The 21194-nt window shown below is 65.0% G+C and carries 13 protein-coding genes; 9 read left to right on the forward strand and 4 right to left on the reverse strand.

Annotation, left to right across the window (positions count from 1 at the left end):
• On the forward strand, positions 1 to 2940 hold the full coding sequence (gene mobF, locus IP83_RS04225) for a MobF family relaxase (RefSeq protein ID WP_054120962.1): 2940 nt from the start codon (positions 1 to 3) through the stop codon (positions 2938 to 2940).
• 177 nt (positions 2941 to 3117) lie between these two features.
• Here mobF and IP83_RS04230 read toward each other — a convergent pair whose 3' ends face one another.
• Positions 3118 to 4251, reverse strand: a complete 1134-nt coding sequence (locus IP83_RS04230; protein ID WP_197274274.1) for an aromatic ring-hydroxylating dioxygenase subunit alpha — start codon at positions 4249 to 4251, stop codon at positions 3118 to 3120.
• A gap of 69 nt (positions 4252 to 4320) precedes the next feature.
• Between IP83_RS04230 and IP83_RS04235 the strand changes: the two genes are divergently transcribed.
• From IP83_RS04235 to IP83_RS04250, 4 genes are all read left to right on the forward strand, one after another.
• Positions 4321 to 5961, forward strand: coding sequence for an NAD(P)/FAD-dependent oxidoreductase (locus IP83_RS04235; RefSeq protein WP_054120963.1), 1641 nt, complete (start codon positions 4321 to 4323; stop codon positions 5959 to 5961).
• A complete protein-coding gene (locus tag IP83_RS04240) occupies positions 5961 to 7364 on the forward strand; it encodes an APC family permease (RefSeq protein WP_054120964.1) in 1404 nt (467 codons plus the stop codon). The genes IP83_RS04235 and IP83_RS04240 overlap by 1 nt, the downstream gene beginning before the upstream one ends.
• A 2-nt stretch (positions 7365 to 7366) precedes the next feature.
• Positions 7367 to 7990, forward strand: coding sequence for a TetR/AcrR family transcriptional regulator (locus IP83_RS04245; protein ID WP_082364469.1), 624 nt, complete (start codon positions 7367 to 7369; stop codon positions 7988 to 7990).
• A 164-nt stretch (positions 7991 to 8154) separates the two neighbouring features.
• Positions 8155 to 12144, forward strand: a complete 3990-nt coding sequence (locus tag IP83_RS04250; RefSeq protein WP_054120966.1) for a non-ribosomal peptide synthetase — start codon at positions 8155 to 8157, stop codon at positions 12142 to 12144.
• Here IP83_RS04250 and IP83_RS19505 read toward each other — a convergent pair.
• Entirely contained in the window at positions 12141 to 13889 is a 1749-nt protein-coding gene (locus IP83_RS19505; protein WP_082364470.1) for a M10 family metallopeptidase, read from the reverse strand. The genes IP83_RS04250 and IP83_RS19505 overlap by 4 nt on opposite strands.
• 185 nt (positions 13890 to 14074) lie before the next feature.
• Positions 14075 to 15574 carry a glycerol-3-phosphate dehydrogenase gene (glpD, locus tag IP83_RS04260; protein WP_231624897.1) on the reverse strand — a complete coding sequence of 500 codons (1500 nt, stop codon included), beginning with the start codon at positions 15572 to 15574 and terminating at the stop codon, positions 14075 to 14077.
• Positions 15575 to 15824: 250 nt separating this feature from the next.
• On the opposite strand from glpD, the gene IP83_RS04265 reads away from it, so the two are divergent.
• On the forward strand, positions 15825 to 17129 hold the full coding sequence (locus IP83_RS04265; protein WP_054120968.1) for a hypothetical protein: 1305 nt from the start codon (positions 15825 to 15827) through the stop codon (positions 17127 to 17129).
• A 9-nt stretch (positions 17130 to 17138) separates the two neighbouring features.
• On the opposite strand, the gene IP83_RS04270 is transcribed toward IP83_RS04265, so the two are convergent.
• Complete coding sequence (locus IP83_RS04270; RefSeq protein ID WP_082364471.1) at positions 17139 to 18149, reverse strand: LysR family transcriptional regulator; 1011 nt, start codon at positions 18147 to 18149, stop codon at positions 17139 to 17141.
• Between the two features lie 97 nt (positions 18150 to 18246).
• Here IP83_RS04270 and IP83_RS04275 point away from each other — a divergent pair, with 97 nt between their 5' ends.
• The 3 genes from IP83_RS04275 to IP83_RS04285 all read left to right on the forward strand — a co-directional run bounded on the left by IP83_RS04275 (position 18247) and on the right by IP83_RS04285 (position 21194).
• Positions 18247 to 19203, forward strand: coding sequence for a LysR family transcriptional regulator (locus IP83_RS04275; RefSeq protein WP_054120969.1), 957 nt, complete (start codon positions 18247 to 18249; stop codon positions 19201 to 19203).
• Between the two features lie 138 nt (positions 19204 to 19341).
• Positions 19342 to 20478 (forward strand): TauD/TfdA family dioxygenase, encoded by a 1137-nt coding sequence (locus IP83_RS04280; protein WP_054120970.1) that lies wholly within the window; start codon positions 19342 to 19344, stop codon positions 20476 to 20478.
• The gene (locus IP83_RS04285; protein ID WP_054120971.1) at positions 20475 to 21194 is read left to right on the forward strand and encodes a class II aldolase/adducin family protein; all 720 of its coding nucleotides are present in this window, start codon (positions 20475 to 20477) and stop codon (positions 21192 to 21194) included. Before IP83_RS04280 ends, IP83_RS04285 begins: the two co-directional genes overlap by 4 nt.

Raw genomic sequence — 21194 nt, forward strand, 5'->3', positions numbered from 1 at the left:
ATGCTGTCGGTCGCCAATGTGCGTTCGGCCGGCGGGGCTGCAAGCTACTTCGCCAAGGACAACTACTACACTTCAGCCGATGCCGATCGGTCTGGCCTTTGGGTCGGCAAAGGCGCTGAGCAGCTCGGTCTGACGGGTACCGTCGAAGCTCGTGCCTTCGAGGCCATTCTGCGGGGCGAGCTTCCGACTGGCGGCCGGATCGGGCACGAAGGCGCAGCGCACCGCGCAGGCACAGACCTGACCTTCTCGCTCCCCAAAAGCTGGTCGATGCTGGCGCTGATCGGGAAGGATCAGCGCATCATCGATGCCTACCGCAAAGCCGTGATCGAGACGCTGCAATGGGCAGAGAAGAACGCCGCCTTCATGCGCGTCGAGCAGGCAGGGAAGGAACGGCAGGTCCAGACGGACAACCTGACTGTGGCCCTGTTCCAGCACGATACCAATCGCAATCAGGAGCCCAATCTCCACTTCCACGCGGTCGTTGCCAACATGACGCAGGGCAAGGACGGCACCTGGAAAGCGCTCCGCAATGACCGGCTATGGCAGCTCAATACCCTGCTCAATGCGATGACCATGGCGCGCTTCAGGGTCGCGGTTGAGAAGCTCGGCTACCGCGTCGGTGAGGTCGGCAAGCATGGCAACTTCGAGGCTGCCGGGATCGACCGCGAGGCCGTCATGGCCTTCTCAACGCGGCGGAAGGAAGTGCTCGACGCGCGACGCGGCAGTGGACTTGAAGCAGGCGTGATTGCCACGCTGGCGACGCGCTCTGCGAAGGAACAAGGCGTCGATCGCGATGCCTTGCTTAACCAATGGCAGGAGCGCGCCTGGGGGCTTGGTCTCGACCCCGCCGGCATGGTCCGTGATGCGCGCCAGAGGTCATCATTGATGGCCATCGCCGACCGAAAGGCGGCACACGATCGCCCTTCGATCGCGCAGCGCGGGAAGGTCATGGTGCTCCAACTGGCGGAGCGTCTGGGGATCAGGGAAGGGGACCCGCTCGTCCCCGCGCGCATCCATCTGCGGCCTGGGCAGGAGATCGCCGCTGCCCATGCTGTTGCCTCAGCGGTACGGCATCTGTCGGAGCGTGAGGCGGCATTTAAGGCGACCGATCTCGCCAAGGCTGCGCTCGATCTTTCGCTGCCGACCACCATGCCGCTGATCGAGAAACGCATCGGTCAGCTGGCTGACCAAGGGGCGCTCAGCAAGGGGCGCGGTGCCATGCAGGGCTGGCTTACCACCACCGATGCCGTCGCTCTGGAAAGCCGCATGCTCGCAGAGATCGAGAAGGGCAAAGGCGCCGTGGCTCCGATCATCCCTATGGACAAAGCGGGTCCTCAGCTGCAGGCTTCGGCCGGCCTGAACTTCGGGATGCAACTCAACGCCGGACAGGAAGCGGCGGGGAGGATGATCCTCTCGTCGACCAACCGCATTGTTGCCGTGCAGGGCGTGGCCGGTGCCGGCAAATCCAGTCTGCTCCGCCCCACCGCGCAGATCCTTGCCGAGCATGGCAAGCGCGTGATCGGGCTCGGCGTGCAGAACACGCTGGTGCGCATGTTGGAGCGCGATACGGGGATCCCGTCGATGACTTTGCATCGGTTCCTAGGGCAGCACCGGGCGTTGCTTGATGGGACGGCGACCAAGGCTGAAAAGAACGACGCACGCTCCTCTTATCGCGATACCGTGCTGGTGCTTGATGAAGCTTCGATGGTCTCGACACGCGATCAGGACAGACTTGTCAGGCTCGCCAATCTGCTCGAGGTGGACCGCTTGGTCCTGATGGGTGATCCGAAACAGCTTGGTGCGGTCGAGGCAGGCAAGCCCTTCGCACTGGCGCTTGCAGCCGGCACCGAAACGGCGCGGATGGAGACCAATCTGCGGGCGCGATCCGAGACGCTCAAGCTTGCCCAGGCCGCTGCGCAGCAGGGCCGGACTGGTGAAGCGATGGACCATCTCAAGGATCACATTGTCGAGGTCAGCGAAAACAGCGCGGTCGTCGCGGCAGAGCGCTGGCTGACGCTTCCTCCTGCCGAGCGGGAGCGAACGGGCATCTATGTCTCCGGGCGCCAACTGCGCGACGAGGTCAACGCGGCTGTGCAGACCGGGCTCGCCGCCAATGGCGAAATCGGGCCAGACAATATGACCCTGACTGTTCTCTCCCGCGTCAACGCGACACGCGAGGAGCTCCGACAGGTGCGGACCTACGCGCCTGGCATGGTTCTGGAGGTCACGGCGCGGCAGTCGCGGCAGAACCTGGCGAAGGGGAGGTATGATGTTCTGAAAGTGGACCCCGCCAACGGCACAGTCGAGCTCAGGGACGCCAAGGGTCACCGGCAAACGTTCCTGCCTTCGCGGATCGCGGCGAGAGGAGACAACGAGGCCCTGCAGCTCCACGAGCGGAAGGCGCTGACCGTCTACATCGGCGACACCGTCCGCTGGACCGCCAACGATCATCAGCGCGGGCTGATCAACGCCGACAGGGCGATTGTTACTGCGATGGCTGAGGGTGGCCTGACGGTGCGGACATCGGCAGGCATGGACCAGCAACTCAAGGCTGGCGATCCGATGCTGGCACGGATCGATCTGGCCTATGCGCTCAATGCCCACATGGCGCAGGGGCTAACCTCTGACAAAGGCATCGCTGTGATGGACAGCCATACCCGCAAGCTGCTCTCGGCTCGCAACTTCCTCGTCACCATTACCCGCATTCGCGACGAGCTAACCCTGATCGTCGACAATCGCGACAAGGTCGAGATGGGGGTCGGTCGCAACCCCGGTGACAAGACTTCAGCGCTTGAGGTGACGGAGCGGCTAGGGGCCGCAGCCGCGAAGGGCCAGGCTGCAGGTAGGCCCCAGGACATTACTCGGCCGCAGGACTTAGAAAACAAGCGCGAGCTTGAGCGCACGATCACAAAGGTCGTGCCATTCGAGATGGGAATTTGAGATTGGAACTATTTGGCCGCAGTGTTGATTGGTCCCAAGCAATCCAGCCCAGAATGTGGGGGCGGGTGTGGGTCTTACCAAAACGCGAAAAATATATTCAATTTAAAATCATAGTGTTAAGAGAAAAATTGAACTCCCTGCCTCTCCGCCACTTCCTCTCCAGTTTAGCGGCTAACGTCAGGGCTCGCCGCAGCGTTCGATATAGCGGCGGATATCGAGGCTGAGGTCTTCGATCGGGGCGTAAAACCCGTGGGTGTGGACGCGCGCGGCGATGCCCGACTGCACGCGTTCGCACACCGCCCAGTCCTGCCTGTTGACGAGGTCCCAGAAATCGACCGCGTCCGACGGGTCGAAATCCCCCTTGGCCACCTCGTCCGGATGGAACAGGAACCGGCATTCGATCAACGTACGACCCGCCGCCAGCGGCCAGAGCACGAAAGCGGCGGCATGGTCGCACGAAACGCTGAGCATGAGGTTCGGGTAGATCAGCTCGCCCTTGTGGCGCACTTTCTCGTCCTCGGAGAGGCCGGGGAAGGGCGCGCGCCTTGTGGTGCCGTCCCAGGTATACGTATAGGCGCCCTCGCGGTGCGGGATGCCGGCTTCCCAATCGAGATCGATCCCGCCGCGCACCTTGAACGCGGGGACAATCGCGGTCAGCTCCGGGTGCACGCCGGGGCAATGGTAGCACTCGTTGTAGTTTTCGAGGATCAGCTTCCAGTTGGCGTTGACCTCGTAATTGATCGTCCGCGCCGTCACGAGATCGGCGAGCGGATAATTGGCAAGGCGGCGCGAGGGTTCGGCAAGGTCCGCTGTGAAATCGGGTGCGGTATCGGGTGAGAGATTGAGGAAGACAAAGCCGCCCCATGTCTGGACCGCCACAGGATGCAGGCCGAATGCGGCCTTGTCGAAACCCGGCGCGTCCTGCAGCTGCGGTGCGGCGAGCAGGCGGCCGTCGAGCGCATAGGACCAGCCGTGATAGGGGCAGCGGATCATCGTGCGGCCGACCACGCCTGCGTCCAGTTTCACGTTCCAGCGCGCGTCGCTCACGGCGTCGCACATACGCGCGCCCCGGTGGCGGCAGACGTTGTAATGGGCGTGAACCGTACCTTCCTTGCCGCGCACCACGATCACGCTTTCGCCGGCGATATCGAGGATATTGTGGTCGCCGGGGGCGGGCATGTCCTCTTCGCGGCCGGCGCAGAACCATTGCCTGTGGAAGATGGCGGCCTTGTCACGTGCAAAGGCATCCGCTGTCAGGTAGGCGGCGCTGTCGAGCGACTTTTCCATTCCGCCATTGGCCTTGTCGCTCATCACCAACACTCCGCACCGCTTATTAGACGCTTGCCTTATAAGTGCCATTGAGGCACTCAGCCAGTCAGAATGCAAGGAAGGAATTCGGGCGCAGTGGTGGATGTGACGACCACGGTCTGGGATGCGGTCATCGTCGGGGCCGGGCACAATGGCCTTACCGCTGCGGCCTATCTTGCCAAGGCCGGACGCTCGGTCCTGGTGCTGGAAGCGCGGCCCATCGTCGGCGGTGCCTGCGTGACCGAAGAAGTGATCCCCGGCCACCGCGTGTCCTTCACCTCCTACATCGCATCGATGCTCATGCCGACGGTCATCCGCGATCTCGATCTCGGTCGCCACGGTCTGCGCATGGTGGCCTGCGATCCGATCCTGACGGTGCCGCTCGGCGAGGGTGAGATCATCCGCTGGTGGGCTGATCCCGAACGGACAGCGCAGGAGATTGCGCGCTTCTCCGCGCGCGATGCCGAGGCCTTTCTCGAGATCGACCGCAAGCTCAAGGCGCTTGCTGCCTATCTCCAGCCGTTCTTCCTGGAATCGCCGCCGGACCTTGCCGCGCGCGGGCTCGACCGTATCCGCGAGGGGCTGCGGATGATCCGCCGCTTCCGCCGCATCAAAGGCAGCGAAATCGGCGAGATGGTGCAGTTCCTTACCGGCAGCCTCGGCGAGTTCCTTGACCGGCATTTCGAGTCCGATGCGGCCAAGCGCATGATCCTTGCCAACAACGTCTACGGCAAGCACGGCGGCCCCTATGAGCCGGGCTCGGCCGTTGGGCTGCTGTTCCATCTGCTCGCGGGCGGTGATAACGCGGTTCAGGGCTTCAACGGCCACGTGATGGGCGGCATGGGCGCGGTTTCCGGCGCCATAGCGGCCTCCGCGCGCGGCTTCGGCGCGGTGATCGAGACCAGCGCGCCGGTCGGCAGCATCGATGTCTACCAAGGCCGCGCGACCGGTGTGACGCTGCTCGACGGGCGGCAGGTGCGCGCGAAAGTCGTGCTCTCCAACGCCGATCCCAAGCGCACCTTCCTTGCGCTGCTGGCCAAGGCCGATCTGCCGGACGATTTCCGCCGCGATATCGCCGCGATCAAGATGAGCGGCCCGGCGGCCAAGCTCAACATCGCGCTTTCCGGCGAGCCGACCGTCATCGGTCGTAGTCCTGACGCGACGCCGCTGGAGCGGGCACTGCTGACCATCGCGCCGACGCTCGAAGGCGCGCAGCGCTGCGCTGATACCGCGCGCTTCGGCGATGTGCCTGACGAGCTGTGGATCGACTGCGTGATCCCCAGCCTAGTCGACGACAGCCTCTGCCCGTCGGGGCATCACATGCTGACCTGCTTCATCCAGTACCTGCCCTACGAGCTGCGCGAGGGCACCTGGGACGAGAAGCGCGAGGCGCTGGCGGAGACGATCATCGACCAGATCAGCCGCCACATGCCGAACCTGCGCGAATTGATCCTCGGCCGTGTCATGCTAACCCCGCTCGATCTGGAACGGATCTACGGCCTGACCGAAGGCAATATCTTCCACGGCGACCTGCATCCCGGCGCGCTGTTCTCGATGCGCCCGGTGCCGCGCTGGTCGCAGTATCGGACGCCGGTCGAGGGGCTCTACCTCTGCGGTGCGGGCGCGCATCCCGGCGGCGGAGTGACGGGGGCGCCGGGGCATAACGCGGCGATGCAGGTGCTCAAGGATACAAAGCGGGACGGCCGTCGCTGATGGCCGGCGGCGCGCCTCAGCCTCACAAGGTCATGGGCGTTGCCGATCTTGCGATGTTCTACATCGTCACCGGCGTAAGCCTGCGCTGGATCGCCACTGCAGCCGCTTTCGGGCCAAGCTCGATCGTCGTCTGGGTGGGGGCGCTGCTGTGCTTCTATCTGCCGTTCGTCCTCGCCATCGTCGAGCTCTCTTCGCGCTACCCGCAGGAAGGCGGGCTCTACATCTGGACGCGCGAGGCATTTGGCCCATATGTCGGCTTCATGGCAGGGTGGAGCTACTTCACCTCGAACCTCCCCTATTTCCCCAGCGTGCTCTATTTCGATGCCGGCAATGCGCTCTACATCGGCGGGACGAGCCTGCTGTTCCTGCGCGGCAATCCGCTGTTCTTCATGGGTTTTGCGCTGACGGCCCTCGCGTTCATCACCGCGATCAACATTTTCGGCATGCGCTTCGGACGCTGGCTGCACAATCTGGGCGCGGTCGGCATGTGGGGGCCGGCGCTGATCGTGATCGTGCTGGGCGGAATCGCGTGGTCGCAGTTCGGTTCCGCAACCGAGTTCACGTCGCAATCGTTCGTGCCGGTGTTCGATCTGCAGCACATGATCATGTGGGCCGCGATCGCCTTCGCGCTTTCAGGCGCGGAGACCGCCTCGTTCATGAGCGGCGAGATCAAGGACCCGCGCCGCACCATCCCGCGCGCGCTGCCGATTGCTGGACTGGTGATCGTCTCGTGCTACATCATCGGCACATTCGCGGTCCTGCTGGCGATGCCTTCCAGCGAAGTCAATACGCTGCAGGGCCTCGTTCAGGCGGGCGCGGTGGCGGCTGAGAAAGTGGGGGCAGGGTGGATCGTCGTGCCCCTCGCGCTCCTCATCACGCTTGGCAATCTGGGCGCGGCGAGCGGCTTTCTTTCCTGCGCCGCTCGCATCCCGTTTGCGGTCGGCATCGACCGGTTGCTTCCTCCCGTTTTCGCCAAGGTCCACCCCAAATGGGGCACGCCTTATGTCGCCATCCTGGTGCAGGGCGGGCTTGGTGCAGTTCTATGCATACTTGGACAGGCTGGTACTGGCGTGAAAGGCGCCTATGACGTGCTCGTCAGCATGGGAATCATCGCCGCCTTTTTGCCGTTCGCGCTCGTCTTCCTCGCGGTGATCCGGCTGCAGGGCGTGCCGAGCGACGTGCCCCTCACGCGCCTGCCGGGCGGCCGCGTCACCTCGACCGTATTCGCCTGCATTGGCCTGGCCACGACGCTGACCGCCTTGGTGCTGGCGGGATTTCCTGCGCCGGATGAGCCGAACAAGCTGCTCGCCGTGATCAAGATTCTCGGTCTCACCACGATCCTTCTCGGCAGTGGATCAGTCGTCTACCTCCTTGGCCAACGCGCTGCCAGGCGGTCGGCGTGAACATGGCCAGCCCACCTGGGGAGGAGGCAACGCCGCGCCGCCGCCGGGCTTCGCCTGTAGTGCGCCGGGCAGACCTTGTCGCCGCGACGGTCAACTGCCTCGCCCGGCTGGGTGCCAAGGGCGCAACCGGGCGCGAGATCTGCCGGCAAGCCGGGGTCAGCCATGGCCTGCTGCGCCACTATTTCCGCAATCCGGACAATCTGCTGCTCGAAACTTACGAGCAGCTCTGCGAGGACATGCTGACCCAGCTCGAAGCGGCGGCAATGCCCGGTGAGGGCGCGCCAGGCGAGGCGCTGCACCGCTACTTCGTCGCGGTTTTCTCCGACGACTGGGCCGGGCCGGACATTATCGGCGCGTGGATGGTGTTCTGGCAGCTGGCGCGCAGCCGGGACGATTTCGCGGCTGTCTCCACACGGTTCAACTTCCGCCAGCGTGATTTGCTCGAACGGCTGGTCGCGCAACTGCCGCAGGAGGAGCGCAAGCTGCCGCTTGCGGATGGCATTGCGCTGCTGTCTGCCGTGCTTGATGGCCTGTGGATCGAATTCTACCTCTCGGACCAGCGCACCCCGCGCGAGCGCTGCGTTGCGCTGTGCGATGCTGCGGCGCAGCGGCTTTTCGGGAGCTGATCGCCCTCAGTGCGGAGGAGGGTGGTTGCCGCAGTGTGTGCTGCCACATGCTCTTTGCACTGCACACTGGGTCCCTCAAGAGGCCTATGGCAACGGGAACTTCCTGCAAGGAATCGGGGCGAACACCGGCTTGACCGCAATTGCCGCAGCGATAGAGGGGCGCGATGCTGACCGCGCCCGAAGTCCGTCCTGCCTTGCTGCACGCTTTCCTTGCGGAGGCCGCTGCCCGCTATCCGGACCAGACCGCGATCGAGGTGCCGCCTGCGCGCAATCGGCCGGACCGGCAGGCGATCAGCTATGCCGAACTTGTGTCCCTTACCGACCGGCTCGGTCACCATCTCGCGCCGCGGCTGGAGGCGGAGCGGATTGTCGCGCTGCTGCTACCGCGCACCTCGCCAATGCTCTATGCGGCGCAGATCGCGGTGCTCAAGGCGGGCGGGGCCTACACGGCGATCGATCCTTCGTTTCCGGATGATCGCATTGCCGAAGTGCTGGAAGACGCCAATGCGGTCGCGGTCCTGACCGATGCGGCTGGCGCCGTGCGGCTCGGTTCCGTCGCGGGCGAGGTGCCCCTGCTGCAAGTGACGGAGCTGGCGGCGCAGGAGCCGCCTGCGGGCGCAGCATTGCCGGATGAAATCCGCCTGGAACAGCTCGCCTACGTGATCTATACCAGCGGCACGACCGGCAAGCCCAAGGGCGTCATGGTCGAACATCGCAACGTCGCTAACCTTGTTGCGTCCGATCTCGCCGAATTCGGTCTCGGCCCGTCAGATCGCGTCATTCAAGGCTCGTCCGCCGCCTATGACAGTTCCATCGAGGAAATCTGGCTGGCGCTCGCCTCGGGCGCGACGCTGGTGGTGATGGACGACGAAGCCGCGCGGCTTGGGCCTGACATCGTCGAATGGCTGCGTAACGAGCGTGCCACAGTGTTCTGCCCGCCGCCGACTTTGCTGCGCAGCAGCGGCTGCCGCGAGCCGGAAAGCGCCCTGCCTGAACTCAAGCTGCTCTATGTTGGTGGCGAAGCCCTGCCGCGCGATATTGCGGACCGCTGGGCCAAGGGGCGGCGGATGGTCAACGGCTATGGCCCGACCGAATGCGCGGTCACTTGCCTGCGCGGCGATATCGTGACCGGCGGCCCGATCACCATCGGTCGTCCGGTGCCGGGTATGGCCGCTTATGTGCTCGATGATGCGCTCCAGCCGGTGCGAGAAGGCGAGCAGGGCGAGCTGTGCATGGGCGGGGCAGGAGTTGCGCGCGGTTATCGCCACCGCGAGGACCTGACCGCCGAAAAGTTCGTCGACCACCCGACTTGCGGGCGGATCTATCGCACCGGCGACCTCGTCCACCGCGAACCTGACGGCAGCCTGTTCTATCACGGCCGCATCGATGCGCAGGTCAAGATCCGCGGCTACCGTGTCGAACTGGGTGAGATCGAGGCCCGCCTGGCCGCACTTCCCGGCGTGCGCGCAGCGGCGGCGCGGCTGCAGGATGCAGGCGGGGTGCCGGAACTGGTCGCCTATGTGGTGGCGGGGGAAGGCGTCACGGCGCTCGATCTCGACGACTTGCGCACCCAGCTCGCCAGCACCGTGCCGGGTTATATGGTGCCGCGCCGGATCGGCCTGCTCGATGAACTGCCCACGACGGTCGGCGGCAAGCTCAACCGGGCCGCATTGCCGCCGATGAGCTTTACGGCGGATACCTTGCCGGGCCGCGACATCGTACCGCCCGCAACGCCGCACGAAGCCGCATTGGCCGCCGCCTTTGCCGATATCCTGACGCGGCCGGGCGGCGTGTCGGTCGACGACGATTTTTTCGAAGACCTTGGCGGCGATTCCCTTAGCGCCGCGCTGCTCGTCACACTGCTGCGCGAAGCCGGCGCGGCAGACTGGATCACAGTCAGCGATATCTATTCCGCCCGCACCGTGCGTGCGCTGGCCGCGATGGGCGAGGAGGCCAATGCGGCCACTGCCCATGCTGCGCAGCATGAGGCGCCCGAATTGGTGCGCGAGGGCAAGGCGCAGCCGCTGCTCGCCAACATTGTGCAGCTGGTATGGCTGGCCGGCGAGCTTGCCTTTGGCGGCTGGGTCAGCTGGTGGGTGGCGTGGGAACTGTTCCCGGCACTGTTCGACAAGCTTGATCTCGTCGGCTTCGTGCTGCTCACGCCGCTGATCACCGTGGCCGGGGTCGCGCTCTACCTGCCGGTCTCGGTCGGTTTCACGCTGCTGGTCAAGGCGATCGCAATCGGGCGCTATCGTCCGGTGCGGGCACCGGTGTGGAGCCCCTATCATCTGCGGCATTGGGTTACTGTCCAGTCGGCGCGGCTGATCCCTTGGCCGATGCTGTCCGGCACGGTCTTCCAGAATGCGGTGCTGCGGCTGCTGGGCGCAAAGATCGGGCGCGGCGTGCATATCCATCGCGGCGTGCACCTCCATCGCGGCGGCTGGGACCTGCTCGAGATCGGCGACAATGTGACGCTCGGGCAGGACGCGCATATCGGGCTCGCCGAATATGACCGGGGCGATGTGGTGTTCGGGCGGATCGTGATCGAGGCCGATGCCACGCTGCAAACCCGCGCGACGGTCGAGCACGATTGCCGCATCGGCGCGGGCAGCGTGATCGCGCCGCTCTCGGTGATCAATTCGGGCACCACGATTCCAGCGGGCGAGCTGTGGGACGGCGTACCCGCCCGCCGCGTCGGCCCGGCGCCGGACGCACCGGCCTTCACCACGCATGGCCGCCACCTCCATCCGGTCACCCACGGCTTCGCCATGCTCGCGGCCGAGGGCGTCGCCACCATGCTTGGTGCACTGCCGACTGGGCTCCTCGCGCTGCTGCTGTGCGGCCTCCTCGGGGTCGGTTCGGAGGAAATCTGGGTCTGGATCTACGAGCCCAAGCTCGATCCGCATGTCCTCGCGGTCGTCTTTGGCGTGACTGTGATCAGCGTCCCTGTCAGCCTCGTGTGGAGCGCGCTGATGGTGCGCGCGATGGGCCGCGTCAAGCCCGGCGTGATTGACCGCTGGAGCCTTGCCTATATCCGCGTCTGGCTCAAATCCGCGACGACCTTCAACGCGGGCCAGTGGCTTTCAGGCACACTGTTCTGGAAACAATGGTTGCGGCTGGCGGGTGCGAACATCGGCGAAAAATGCGAGATCAGCACGATCTTCGACGTGACGCCCGAACTCGTCACCATCGGCGCGGAAACGTTCTTTGCCGACGGCATCTACCTCGGCGGGCCAGAAATCTCGCGCGGCACGGTGCGACTTGCGCCCATCGTGCTGGGCCGCAACACGTTCCTTGGCAACCATGCGGTGATCCCGGCGGGGGAAGTGCTACCGGACGATATCCTGATCGGCATCAGCACGGTCGCCAATTCGAAGGAAATCGCCGCCGGCCAATCGCGCTTCGGCCGGCCGAGCTTCGATCTGCCGCGCCGCCAGGTGGTCGAGATGGACCGCAGTCTGACGCACGATCCCTCGCCGATCCGCTATTGGAACCGCGTGTTCTGGGAACTCCTGCGCTTCGTGCTGCCGGTCGGCCCGTTGCTGGCGACGGTGCTGTGGTACAAGCTGCTGGTCGAAGGCGCGCCGGAAGCGACCAATCTCGAGTTCGCGTTGATCGTCATTCCGCTGGCGACATTGGCCCCGCTGCTCGCGCTGCTGCTGGCGGTGACCGTGCTCAAATGGACGCTGATGGGCCGTGTCAAGCCCGGCCAGCACGCGCTTTGGTCATGCTGGGCGAGCCGGTGGGACTTCGTCTTCGTCGCCTGGGCGCGCTATGCCAATGCGATCCTGCAGCAACTGGAAGGCACGTTCCTGCTGACGCTCTACTTGCGCCTGATGGGCCTCAAGATCGGAAAGCGCGCGGTGCTCGGGCCGCAGTTCTCGCAAGTTGTCGATCCCGACATGATCGAGATCGGCGACGGGGCGACGGTCACGGCGTTCTTCCAGGCGCACACGTTCGAGGACCGCGTGCTCAAGGTCGACAAGGTGCGGATCATGGCTGGCGCGACCATCAGCGCCGGCACCGTCCCGCTCTACGGCTGCGTGGTGGGCGAGGGCGCGCATGTCGGCCCTGGCAGCGTGATCATGAAGCAGGAAAGCCTGCTGCCGGGCCTGTCCTATCAGGGCGTGCCGCTCAAGGTGGTCCGGAACTAGAGGATGAAATCGAGGCCGGTGAGCGCAGGAGCTTTCTCGATCCGGATCGCGAAATCGGCCACGCCGTTGCCATCGATATCGCCGCTGACGAGGCCGACGCCGCTGGCCACGACATAGCGCAGTTGCCCGGCGACTTTGGTGAAGGCGCCGTTGCCGATCCAGGTGAAGGCATCGTTCACACCGGAGGTCGACTTGACTGCGTCGATGGCGGAAAGATCGATGCGGTCGCCCTGGCTGCTGCTGAAATCGAGGATCGTGTCTGCCGTAGTCGCGGTGGTGTCGGGAAGGTCGCCCAGTTCGGCAAAGCGGAACACGTCGCCGCCGAGGCCGCCCTGCAGCGAGTCGCGTCCGCCGCCGCCGATGAGGATGTCCGCGCCGCCGCCGCCGGACAGCTGGTCCGCCCCGCCGCCGCCGTTGATCAGGTTGGCGCCGTCATTGCCGGTCAGGATATCCGCACCGGTGCCGCCGATCAGGTTTTCGATGCTGACGAGCGTGTCGTTCCCCGCACCTGTGTTCTGCGCGCCTGAGATGGCGAGGCTCACCCGCAAGGAGGCACTGACTGCGGCGAAGCTGGCGGTATCGGTACCGGCGCCGCCGTCGAGCAGATCATTGCCGGCACCGCCGATAAGCACGTCGTCGCCGTCACCGCCGCTCAGCGTGTCATTGCCGACGCCGCCGTCGAGCTGGTCGTTGCCCGTGCCGCCACGCAGAATGTCGTCGCCGCCGTTGCCCTGCAGCCCGTCTGCCCCGGCTCCGCCATCGAGCAGGTTGGCGAGTTCCGAGCCGATCAGCGTATCGCCGCCACTGCCGCCCAACGCGTTTTCGATGTTGCAATTGAAGGCGATGCCGATGTTGTTGGTAAGCGCGACGCTGTCATAGGCAAGCGAAGAATAGGCTCCCGGCCGGAGGTCCACGGTGCAGCCCTGGCTGAACGCGGCGACGCTGAAGGTATCCGTCCCGCCGGCATCCCAGATCGTCTCGAACGAAGGTGCTGCGGGGTCGAAGGCGTAGGTATCGGCACCGGTGCGATACGTCATGTTCGCGCCGTAGAGCTTCTGGATCGCGAGTATGTCGTAGACCATCGGTGTCTTGATCAGCCACTCGGTACGGCTTGTCGCCGGATTGCGCCACCACACCTGCTCGGGCGAGGTATAGGACATGATCGAGTAGCGCTGGTTGTCGAACCCCGCCGGGATCTTCGGTGCTTCGAACGTGTGCTTGAGGCCGAGGCTGTGGCCGATCTCGTGGAGCATCGCCATGTAGTTGTAAGTGCCCGGCGCGAAAGACTGGCCGATGTAGGTATCGTCGATCCAGATATCGCCGTGCGCGTTGGCGCGTCCGTCCGAGACGCCGAGCGAATAGCCCCAGTATCCGGCCGAGATCGCCGAGGAGAAGGCGATACGGATATCGCCGACCGTTCCATCGGCGGTCTCGGTGACGGGTGTGAATTTGATGTTGGCGACATTCGACCAGGCCTCGAAGGCCTTTGCGATCATCGGCGCCTGATTGGCATTTACCGCGCCGGTGACCGCGGCGGTGTTCTCGGCGCGGCCATAGGGCGTGGTGAACTGGCTGGCGACACCGCCTGCCCAAGGGAAGCTGTAGCTGATCTGCGTCGTACCGCCGACATCCTTGGTCGACCAGATTACCCGGAACATCGCGTCGGCGGGAAGCAGGGCTCTGATGAACGGGTCGGTGCTCGCGGCGGCGCGGGTTACGACGGACAGGTCTGAGAACCGGGGCATGGCAGAAGGCTCGCGCTGCTGGGTGGCAGCTACGACAATGCCAGTGCCTGCTGAATCCCTTCTAAACGCCCATGCCGACTATTTCGCAGCGATAATGAAGGCGCTGGTCGTGTCCCAAGCGTCACAGCCGTCATCTACCGCAGAATTGCGGTGCACAAAGTGGTTAAGCGAACAGGCCTTCGATTTTAGAAGTTTTTACGCGCCAGATAAGTTTCAAGCGCTTCAGCTGTGCCCGGCGGCACATGTAGGCCGAGCTTGCTGCGGCGATAGAGCACATCTTCCACACTGCGCGCCCATTCCTGATCGACCAGATAGTCGACTTCCGCTTGGGTCAACCCGCCGCCGAAGTCGGTTCCGAGCATATCCATCGTCTGCGCGGTTCCGAGGATCGCCTGCGCGCGGGTGCCATAGGCGCGGGCGAGGCGGGTCAGCAGCGGACGGGGAAAGTCCGGATGCGCGGCGGCAAGCCGCGCGACAAACGCCGCGAAGTCATCACCCTGAATGTCACCGCCGGGAAGATCCGCACCGGCCGTCCAGTGACCCTTGGCGCCGGGGTAGAACGGCACCAGCTTTTCCAGCGCATGCTCGGCCAGCTTGCGGTAGGTCGTGATCTTGCCGCCGAACACGCTGAGCAGCGGGGCCTTGCCGTTTCCCCCATCAAGATCGAGCACATAGTCGCGCGTCACCGCCGACGCGCTCGCGGCATGATCATCATAAAGCGGGCGGATGCCGGCGTAGCTCCATACGACGTCTGCCGGGTGGATCTCCCGCGCGAAGTAGCGCCGCACCGTCTCGCACAAGTAGTCGGTTTCCTCGGGCGAGATTTGCGCCTTGCCTGGCTGGCCTTGCCACGGTTCGTCGGTCGTGCCGATCAGCGTGTAATCATGTTCGTAGGGGATGGCGAAAACGATGCGGCGATCGGGGTTCTGCAGCATGAAGGCGTGGTCGCCCTCATAGAGCTTCGGCACCACGATATGGCTACCCTTGATCAACCGCACGCCGCGGTCCTGGCTGGCGCTGGCGGCGCGCTGGAGCACGTCTTCCACCCACGGACCCGCTGCATTGACGAGGCCCTTGGCCATCACGCTCCGCGTGCCGCCGCTGCCGGTGATCTCGGCCTTCCACAGTGCGCCCTCCCGCATGGCCGAAACCAGTCGGGTGCGCGTTTCGATCCTTGCGCCGCGTTCCGCCGCATCGCGGGCGTTGAGCACGACGAGGCGGCTGTCCTCCACCCAGCAGTCGGAATAGACGAACGCCGTCTTCGCGCCGGGCTTGAGACCATTGCCGAGCGCCGAGCGGGCGAGGTTGACCGTACGGGTGGCGGGCAGCTTCTTGCGTCCGCCGAGGTTGTCATAGAGGAACAGCCCCAGCCGCACGAGCCAGGCGGGGCGCGGTGAATTCATCTGCGGCAGCACGAAAGCGAGCGGCCAGATGATATGTGGCGCCATGCCCAGCAGCCGTTCGCGCTCGATCAGCGCCTCGCGCACCAGGCGGAACTCGTAGTATTCGAGATAGCGCAGCCCGCCATGGATCAGCTTGGTGCTGGCCGAGGAGGTGTGGCTGGCGAGGTCTTCCTGTTCGACCAGCAGCACCGAAAGCCCACGTCCGGCGGCATCGCGGGCAATCCCTGCGCCATTGATCCCCCCGCCGACGATCAGCAGGTCATAGGTTTCCGGATCCGGCACGTGGTTGCTCCTGCCTGCCATTGCGGCGTGTGTGGTGGCGCCCGCTCCTTAGCCACGCGTGCGTGGTCGGACAAATGCAGCTAGCGCAAGGTGGGATGCGAATACAAGATAGCGCGCGCCAAGGTAAATGCGGTAACAGGGGCCATGCGAGAGGACAGGACTAACCCGGCACATGATCGGGAAACCCCGGATAACCCACCGATTGCGCGGACATTCGCGTCTGCGATCGCGCCATGCGGATGATTCGCGCTTGAAGCCGCTGTCCGTTTTTGCCGCGATGCTCAGCGCGTCGTCGGTCGCCGCCGCGCCAGCCGAGGCCGCGCCGCCGCCCAGCATTCCCGAAGTCGGATCGCCTGCGCTTGCTGCAGTCGGCCCCAACGGGGTGGGCGTGATCGAGAAAACGGTGGTGGACAAAGGCGCGGTCGATCCGCTTGGTACGCTGGCCAAGGGTGAACTGGTCCGCGCCGACCGCACGATGCCATTGGTCATCTGGTATCCCGCGCAAGTCGGCCCCAAGGACCGCCGCGCCACCTACCGTGCCAGCCTTGTCTCCGAACCGCCCAAGCCGCCTGCCTACTTCACCGTGCCCGCGCTCGCGGTCGCCGATGCCAAGCCGGCGGGGCAGGGCTATCCGATCGTGCTGCTCTCGCATGGCTACAACAACGATCCGGTCATGCTCTCGTGGCTGGGTGAGAACCTTGCCACCAAGGGCTATGTCGTCGTCGCGATCCGCCACCGCGATCCGGCCATCACCGATACCGCGCAGACGCCCGCGACGCTGATCCGCCGCCCGCTAGATATCACCTATGTGCTGCGGCGCATCCGCGGCGGCCTGCTCGGGCCGCTCGGCGATACCACACGCATCGCGCTCGCTGGTTATTCGTTCGGCGGTTATGGCGCGCTTACTGTTGCAGGGGCCGAGCTTGATGCGGCGAGCCCGGCAGTCAAGCGCCTGCCCCCCGCAATGGTCGATCGCTACACCGGCAACGGTTCTGAAGCAGCCGCGCTCCATGATCCTGCCATCAAGGCTGTCGTGGCCATCGCGCCTGCGGGCGGCGCACCGTGGGCCGCATGGGGCGGCAATGGCCTCTCCGCGATAAAGGCGCCGCTGCTTGTCGTCGCAGGCACGGCGGACCGCACTGTCGGCTACGATCCCGGCCCTGCCGCCATTTTCCGCGATGCCAAGGGCTCCGACCGCTGGCTGCTCGCGCTCAAGGGGGCGGGCCACGCCATCGGCACCAATCCCGCACCGGCGGAAATGCGCGGCACCGTGTGGGACTTCGACTGGTTCGAAGACCGCATGTGGCGAAAGCCCCGCGTGAACTCCATCGCGCTTCACTTCATCACCGCGTTCCTCGATGTGCAGCTCAAGGGCGATACAGCAAAGGCCGAGTACCTCGCGGTGCCGTCAGAGGAATCCGACGGCGCCGAGTGGACCAGCGAGGACAAGCGCTATGATGCAGTGAGCGAAGGCGGCGCGAACCCGACGTGGAAGGGTTTCGTCAAGGATCACCAGGACGGGCTGCTGCTCAAGCACTTGCCACCCGCGCCCTGACGCTGCGGGTCAGCCCCGCATCTCCGGCACCATCTCGGTCGGCGCATTGGCATCCCGTCCCATGCCGCCAGAGAAGTGCCGGATGATCCATTCGCGCAGCAGGAAGATTGCCGGGTCGCCGAGGTCTTCGGCGTGGGTCTTGAGATAGTATCCGAAGCCGTCCGCCGAAACGCGGTCATAGGGCATTACCAGTTGCCCGCTGGCAATTTCCTGCGCGAACATGTCGATATCCGCCAGCACCACGCCCGAAGCGCCGATCGCATAGCGCACGGCCGAAAACGCAGTATCGAACGCAAGGCCATCATTGGTCTCGATCGCGAGGCGCTGCTGCGCGGCGTAGCTCGACCAGAGCAGCCCGCGCGGTTCGCCTTCCAGCTTCACGTGCAGCAGCTCGTTGTCGTGCAGGAACTGCTCGAAGCTCTTGCCGACATGCGCCGCTGCTGTCTCGGGCGAGCACAGCGGGGCGACCCGCACCATCCACAGCAGGTCGGCCACGCTGTCGTCGACATTGGGCCGGTCGAACACCACCGCCATGTCGACATTGTCGCGGGGGACGCCGGTGACATTCGAGGTCACCACATCGATGCGGATTTCCGGATGCTCCTTGTGGAACTTCGCCAGCAGCGGCAGTGCGTTCTGATAGAGCAGGGAAGGAGGGATATGCAGCCGGATCGGACGGCTTTCGAGATCCTTGTTGCGGATGGTGTTGATCGTCTGCTCCATCCGGTCGAGGCACTTGCTCACGACCGGGAGGAGGATCGAACCCGCAGGCGTCAATTTGAGGCCGGTTGGCCCGCGCTCGAACAGCGGGCGACCGATGAGATCCTCGAGACTGGAGACATGGCGGCTCATCGCGCTTTGCGACACCGTCAGCGCCTGCGCACCGGCCGTGAAGCTCATATGCCGTCCCACTGCCTCGAACGCGCGCAGCGCGTTCAGCGGCAGCCAGCGGCGGTTGATGAGGCGATCGGGCGCGATCTCGGTATCTCCCTTGCGATGTGGACATTTTGCGCCCCGCATTGATCTACGTCAATCCGCGTTGCCCCGACGGAACATGCTTGCTCCATGATAACGGTTTATAATATGGCGCTTCAGTCATTTTTATCGTGAGGCACTGATGCTGCTCCCAGCCGAGTTCGATTTCCATGCGCTGGAAGTCTTCGTCCTCACTGTCGAGCTGGGCGGAATGACCGCGAGCGCACAACAGCTGCGCATCACCCAGTCCGCCGTCTCGCAGACCATCGCGCGGCTGGAGCAGGGCATTGGCGCGACCTTGTTTGATCGCACCTTGCGTCCCTTGGGCCTGACGCCAGCGGGCAGGGCACTCTACGAACGCGCAACGCACCTGCTCGCCACTGCGCGCACGATGGTCGATGAAGTGCGCGAAGGCGCCAACCAGCCGATCGACAAGGTGACCGTGGCCATGGCGGAATCGCTTGCGATCCTGCTCACCGGCCCGCTGCTCAGCCGGCTCGGGCCCCGCGTGGCGCGCTGGCGTGTGCGCTCGGGCATCTCGCTCAACCAGCAGCAGGATTTCCTTGCACGGCGGGTCGATCTGCTGATCACCGGCAGCAGCGTGCTCGAAAAGCAGGAAGGCGTCGTCCACCACGACGTACTCGACGATCCCTTTGTGCTGGTGTTCCCGCCGAGTTTCCGCGGCGCTGCCGATCCCATCGCGGCGGCCGAGGGCCTGCCGTTCGTGCGCTATTCGCTCGATACCGGCATGGGCCAGCGCATCGAAAGCCAGCTCACCCGCATGCGGCTGCGCCTGCCCAATGTGATCGAAGTCGATATCGTGCCGCAGCAGCTCAATGCAGTCGCGCTCGGTATCGGCTGGAGCATCACCTCGCTGCTCTGCCTCGCCGCGATGCCCGCGCTGATCCCGGACCTGCGCATCGAGCCGCTCCCGCGTGCACGCTTCGCCCGCCGCATCCAGGTCGTCAGCCGCGCCGGCGAACTGGGCGATCTGGCCCTGGAAACTGCGACGCTGGCCGGCGAGACAATCCGCAAGGAAAGCCTCCCGCCGATCCTCGCGCAGCTGCCCTGGGCGGAAGACTTGCTCGGCGGCGCCTGATCCATCGATGCGAGTGCATTACACGCATTGATACGATATATGATTCTTGATGATGCACTGCTGAGCCAGTCCATTCCGGGCTAAAGTCGTAACTGACAGCGGCAGGCAGGCCGCCGCACATCCCAGCGGGGGAAGACAATGACGCTGACCACCTCGTCCGCCGCACCGGTCACGCTGACCGACACCGGGCTCGAAGTGCTGCTTCCCGGCGGCAAGACCGCCTATTTCAACAACTACTGGCTGCGCGACAACTGCCCGACTTCGTTCGACAGCCAGACCCGCGAGCGGGTCTTCGATATCTTCCATCTGGAGGCTGCTCCGCGTCCGCGCCGCGCCGAGGTCGTCGAGGGGGCGCTCGAGATCGCGTGGGACGGCGAGAACCATACCAGCCGCTACCCGCTCGAGTGGCTGGCAAGCTATGCCGAAGGCAAGCGCCGCCCCGACCCTTCCGATCTGCCGCGCCGTGCCTGGTTTGCCGACCACTACCCGAACGTCGCCCGCTTCCGCCAAGCGGACCTCATGGCAGACAAGGCCAAGGTCGCCGAGTGGCTGAAGGCGCTGATCGTCGAAGGCGTCGCGCTGGTGACCGACATGCCCGACAGCGACGAGGCGCTGACCGATCTGGTCAAGCTGATGGGCCACGTGCGGCCGACGTTCTTCGGCGAATACTTCGACGTGATGACCCATATCGAGCCGACCAACCTTGCCTACACCGCCAAGGCGCTCGAACTCCACACCGACACTCCGGCCGAGGACATGGCCCCCGGCGTCCAGTTCCTCCACTGCCGTGCCAACAGCGTGGAGGGCGGGGCCAACCTGTTCCTCGACGGCGTAGCGGTCGCGAACGATTTCCGCGAACTGTACCCGGAGGACTTCAAGCTCCTCGCCGAAACCGAAGTGCCGTTCTACTGCGAGCACGACACCTACGACGTCCGCTCGCGCCAGCGGGTGATCGAGCTTGATGCGCACGGCGAAGTCTCGGGCGTGACGATCAGTCAGCACATGGCCGACGTGTTCGACCTGCCGCAGGACGTGCTCGACCGCTATTACCCCGCGTTCTGCCGGTTCGGCCGCATGCTGCAGTCCGCCAAGTACCTCATGCGCTTCCGCATCAACGCGGGCGAATGCATCGTGTTCGACAACCACCGCATCGTCCACGGGCGCGAGGCCTATTCGGCAACCAGCGGCGCGCGCTACCTGCGCGGGACTTATGCCGATCGCGGCGAGATGCGCAGCACCTACCGCGCGCTGACGAGCGAGGGCCGCTTCAAGTGACCGAAGCCGACGTCGCCGCGCTGCGTGAGGATCTTGCCGCAGCGTTTCGCATCACCGCGCAGATGGGCTGGTCGGAATCGGTCGGCAACCACTTCAGCGCGGCGGTTTCGGACGACGGCAAGCAGTTCCTCCTCAATCGCAAATGGCAGCATTTCGCCAGCATCAAACCCGAAGACCTGATGCTGCTTGATGCCGACGATGCAGATGTGATGAACCGCCCCGATGCGCCCGATGCCTCCGCATGGACTATCCATGGCACCGTGCATCGCCAGTGCCCTGCCGCGCGCGTGATCATCCACTGCCACCCGCCGCACGCCACCGCGCTCGCCACGCTTGCCGATCCGCGCATGCTGCCACTCGACAACAACACGGCGCGCTTCTTCAATCGGCTGGCGATCGATCAGGGCTTTGGCGGCATTGCCGACGAGGCGGAGGAGGGCGAGCGTCTTGCCGCCGCGCTGGGGGGCAAGAAGACGCTGCTGATGGGCAATCACGGGATCACCTGCACCGGCACGTCCGTCGCCGAAGCTTTCGAGGACCTCTACTTCTTCGAGAAGGCCGCGCAGACGCTGCTGCTTGCCTATGCCAGCAGCCAGCCGCTCAACGTGCTCTCGGACGAAGTTGCCGAGAAAACGGCGCGCGGGTGGGACGATTATCGCGGCATGTCCTATGCGCATTTCGACTGGCTGAAATCGCAACTTCCTCCGCTGGCCTGA

Origin of the sequence: Novosphingobium sp. AAP93 (assembly GCF_001296055.1) — a bacterium.
Classification (GTDB): domain Bacteria; phylum Pseudomonadota; class Alphaproteobacteria; order Sphingomonadales; family Sphingomonadaceae; genus Novosphingobium.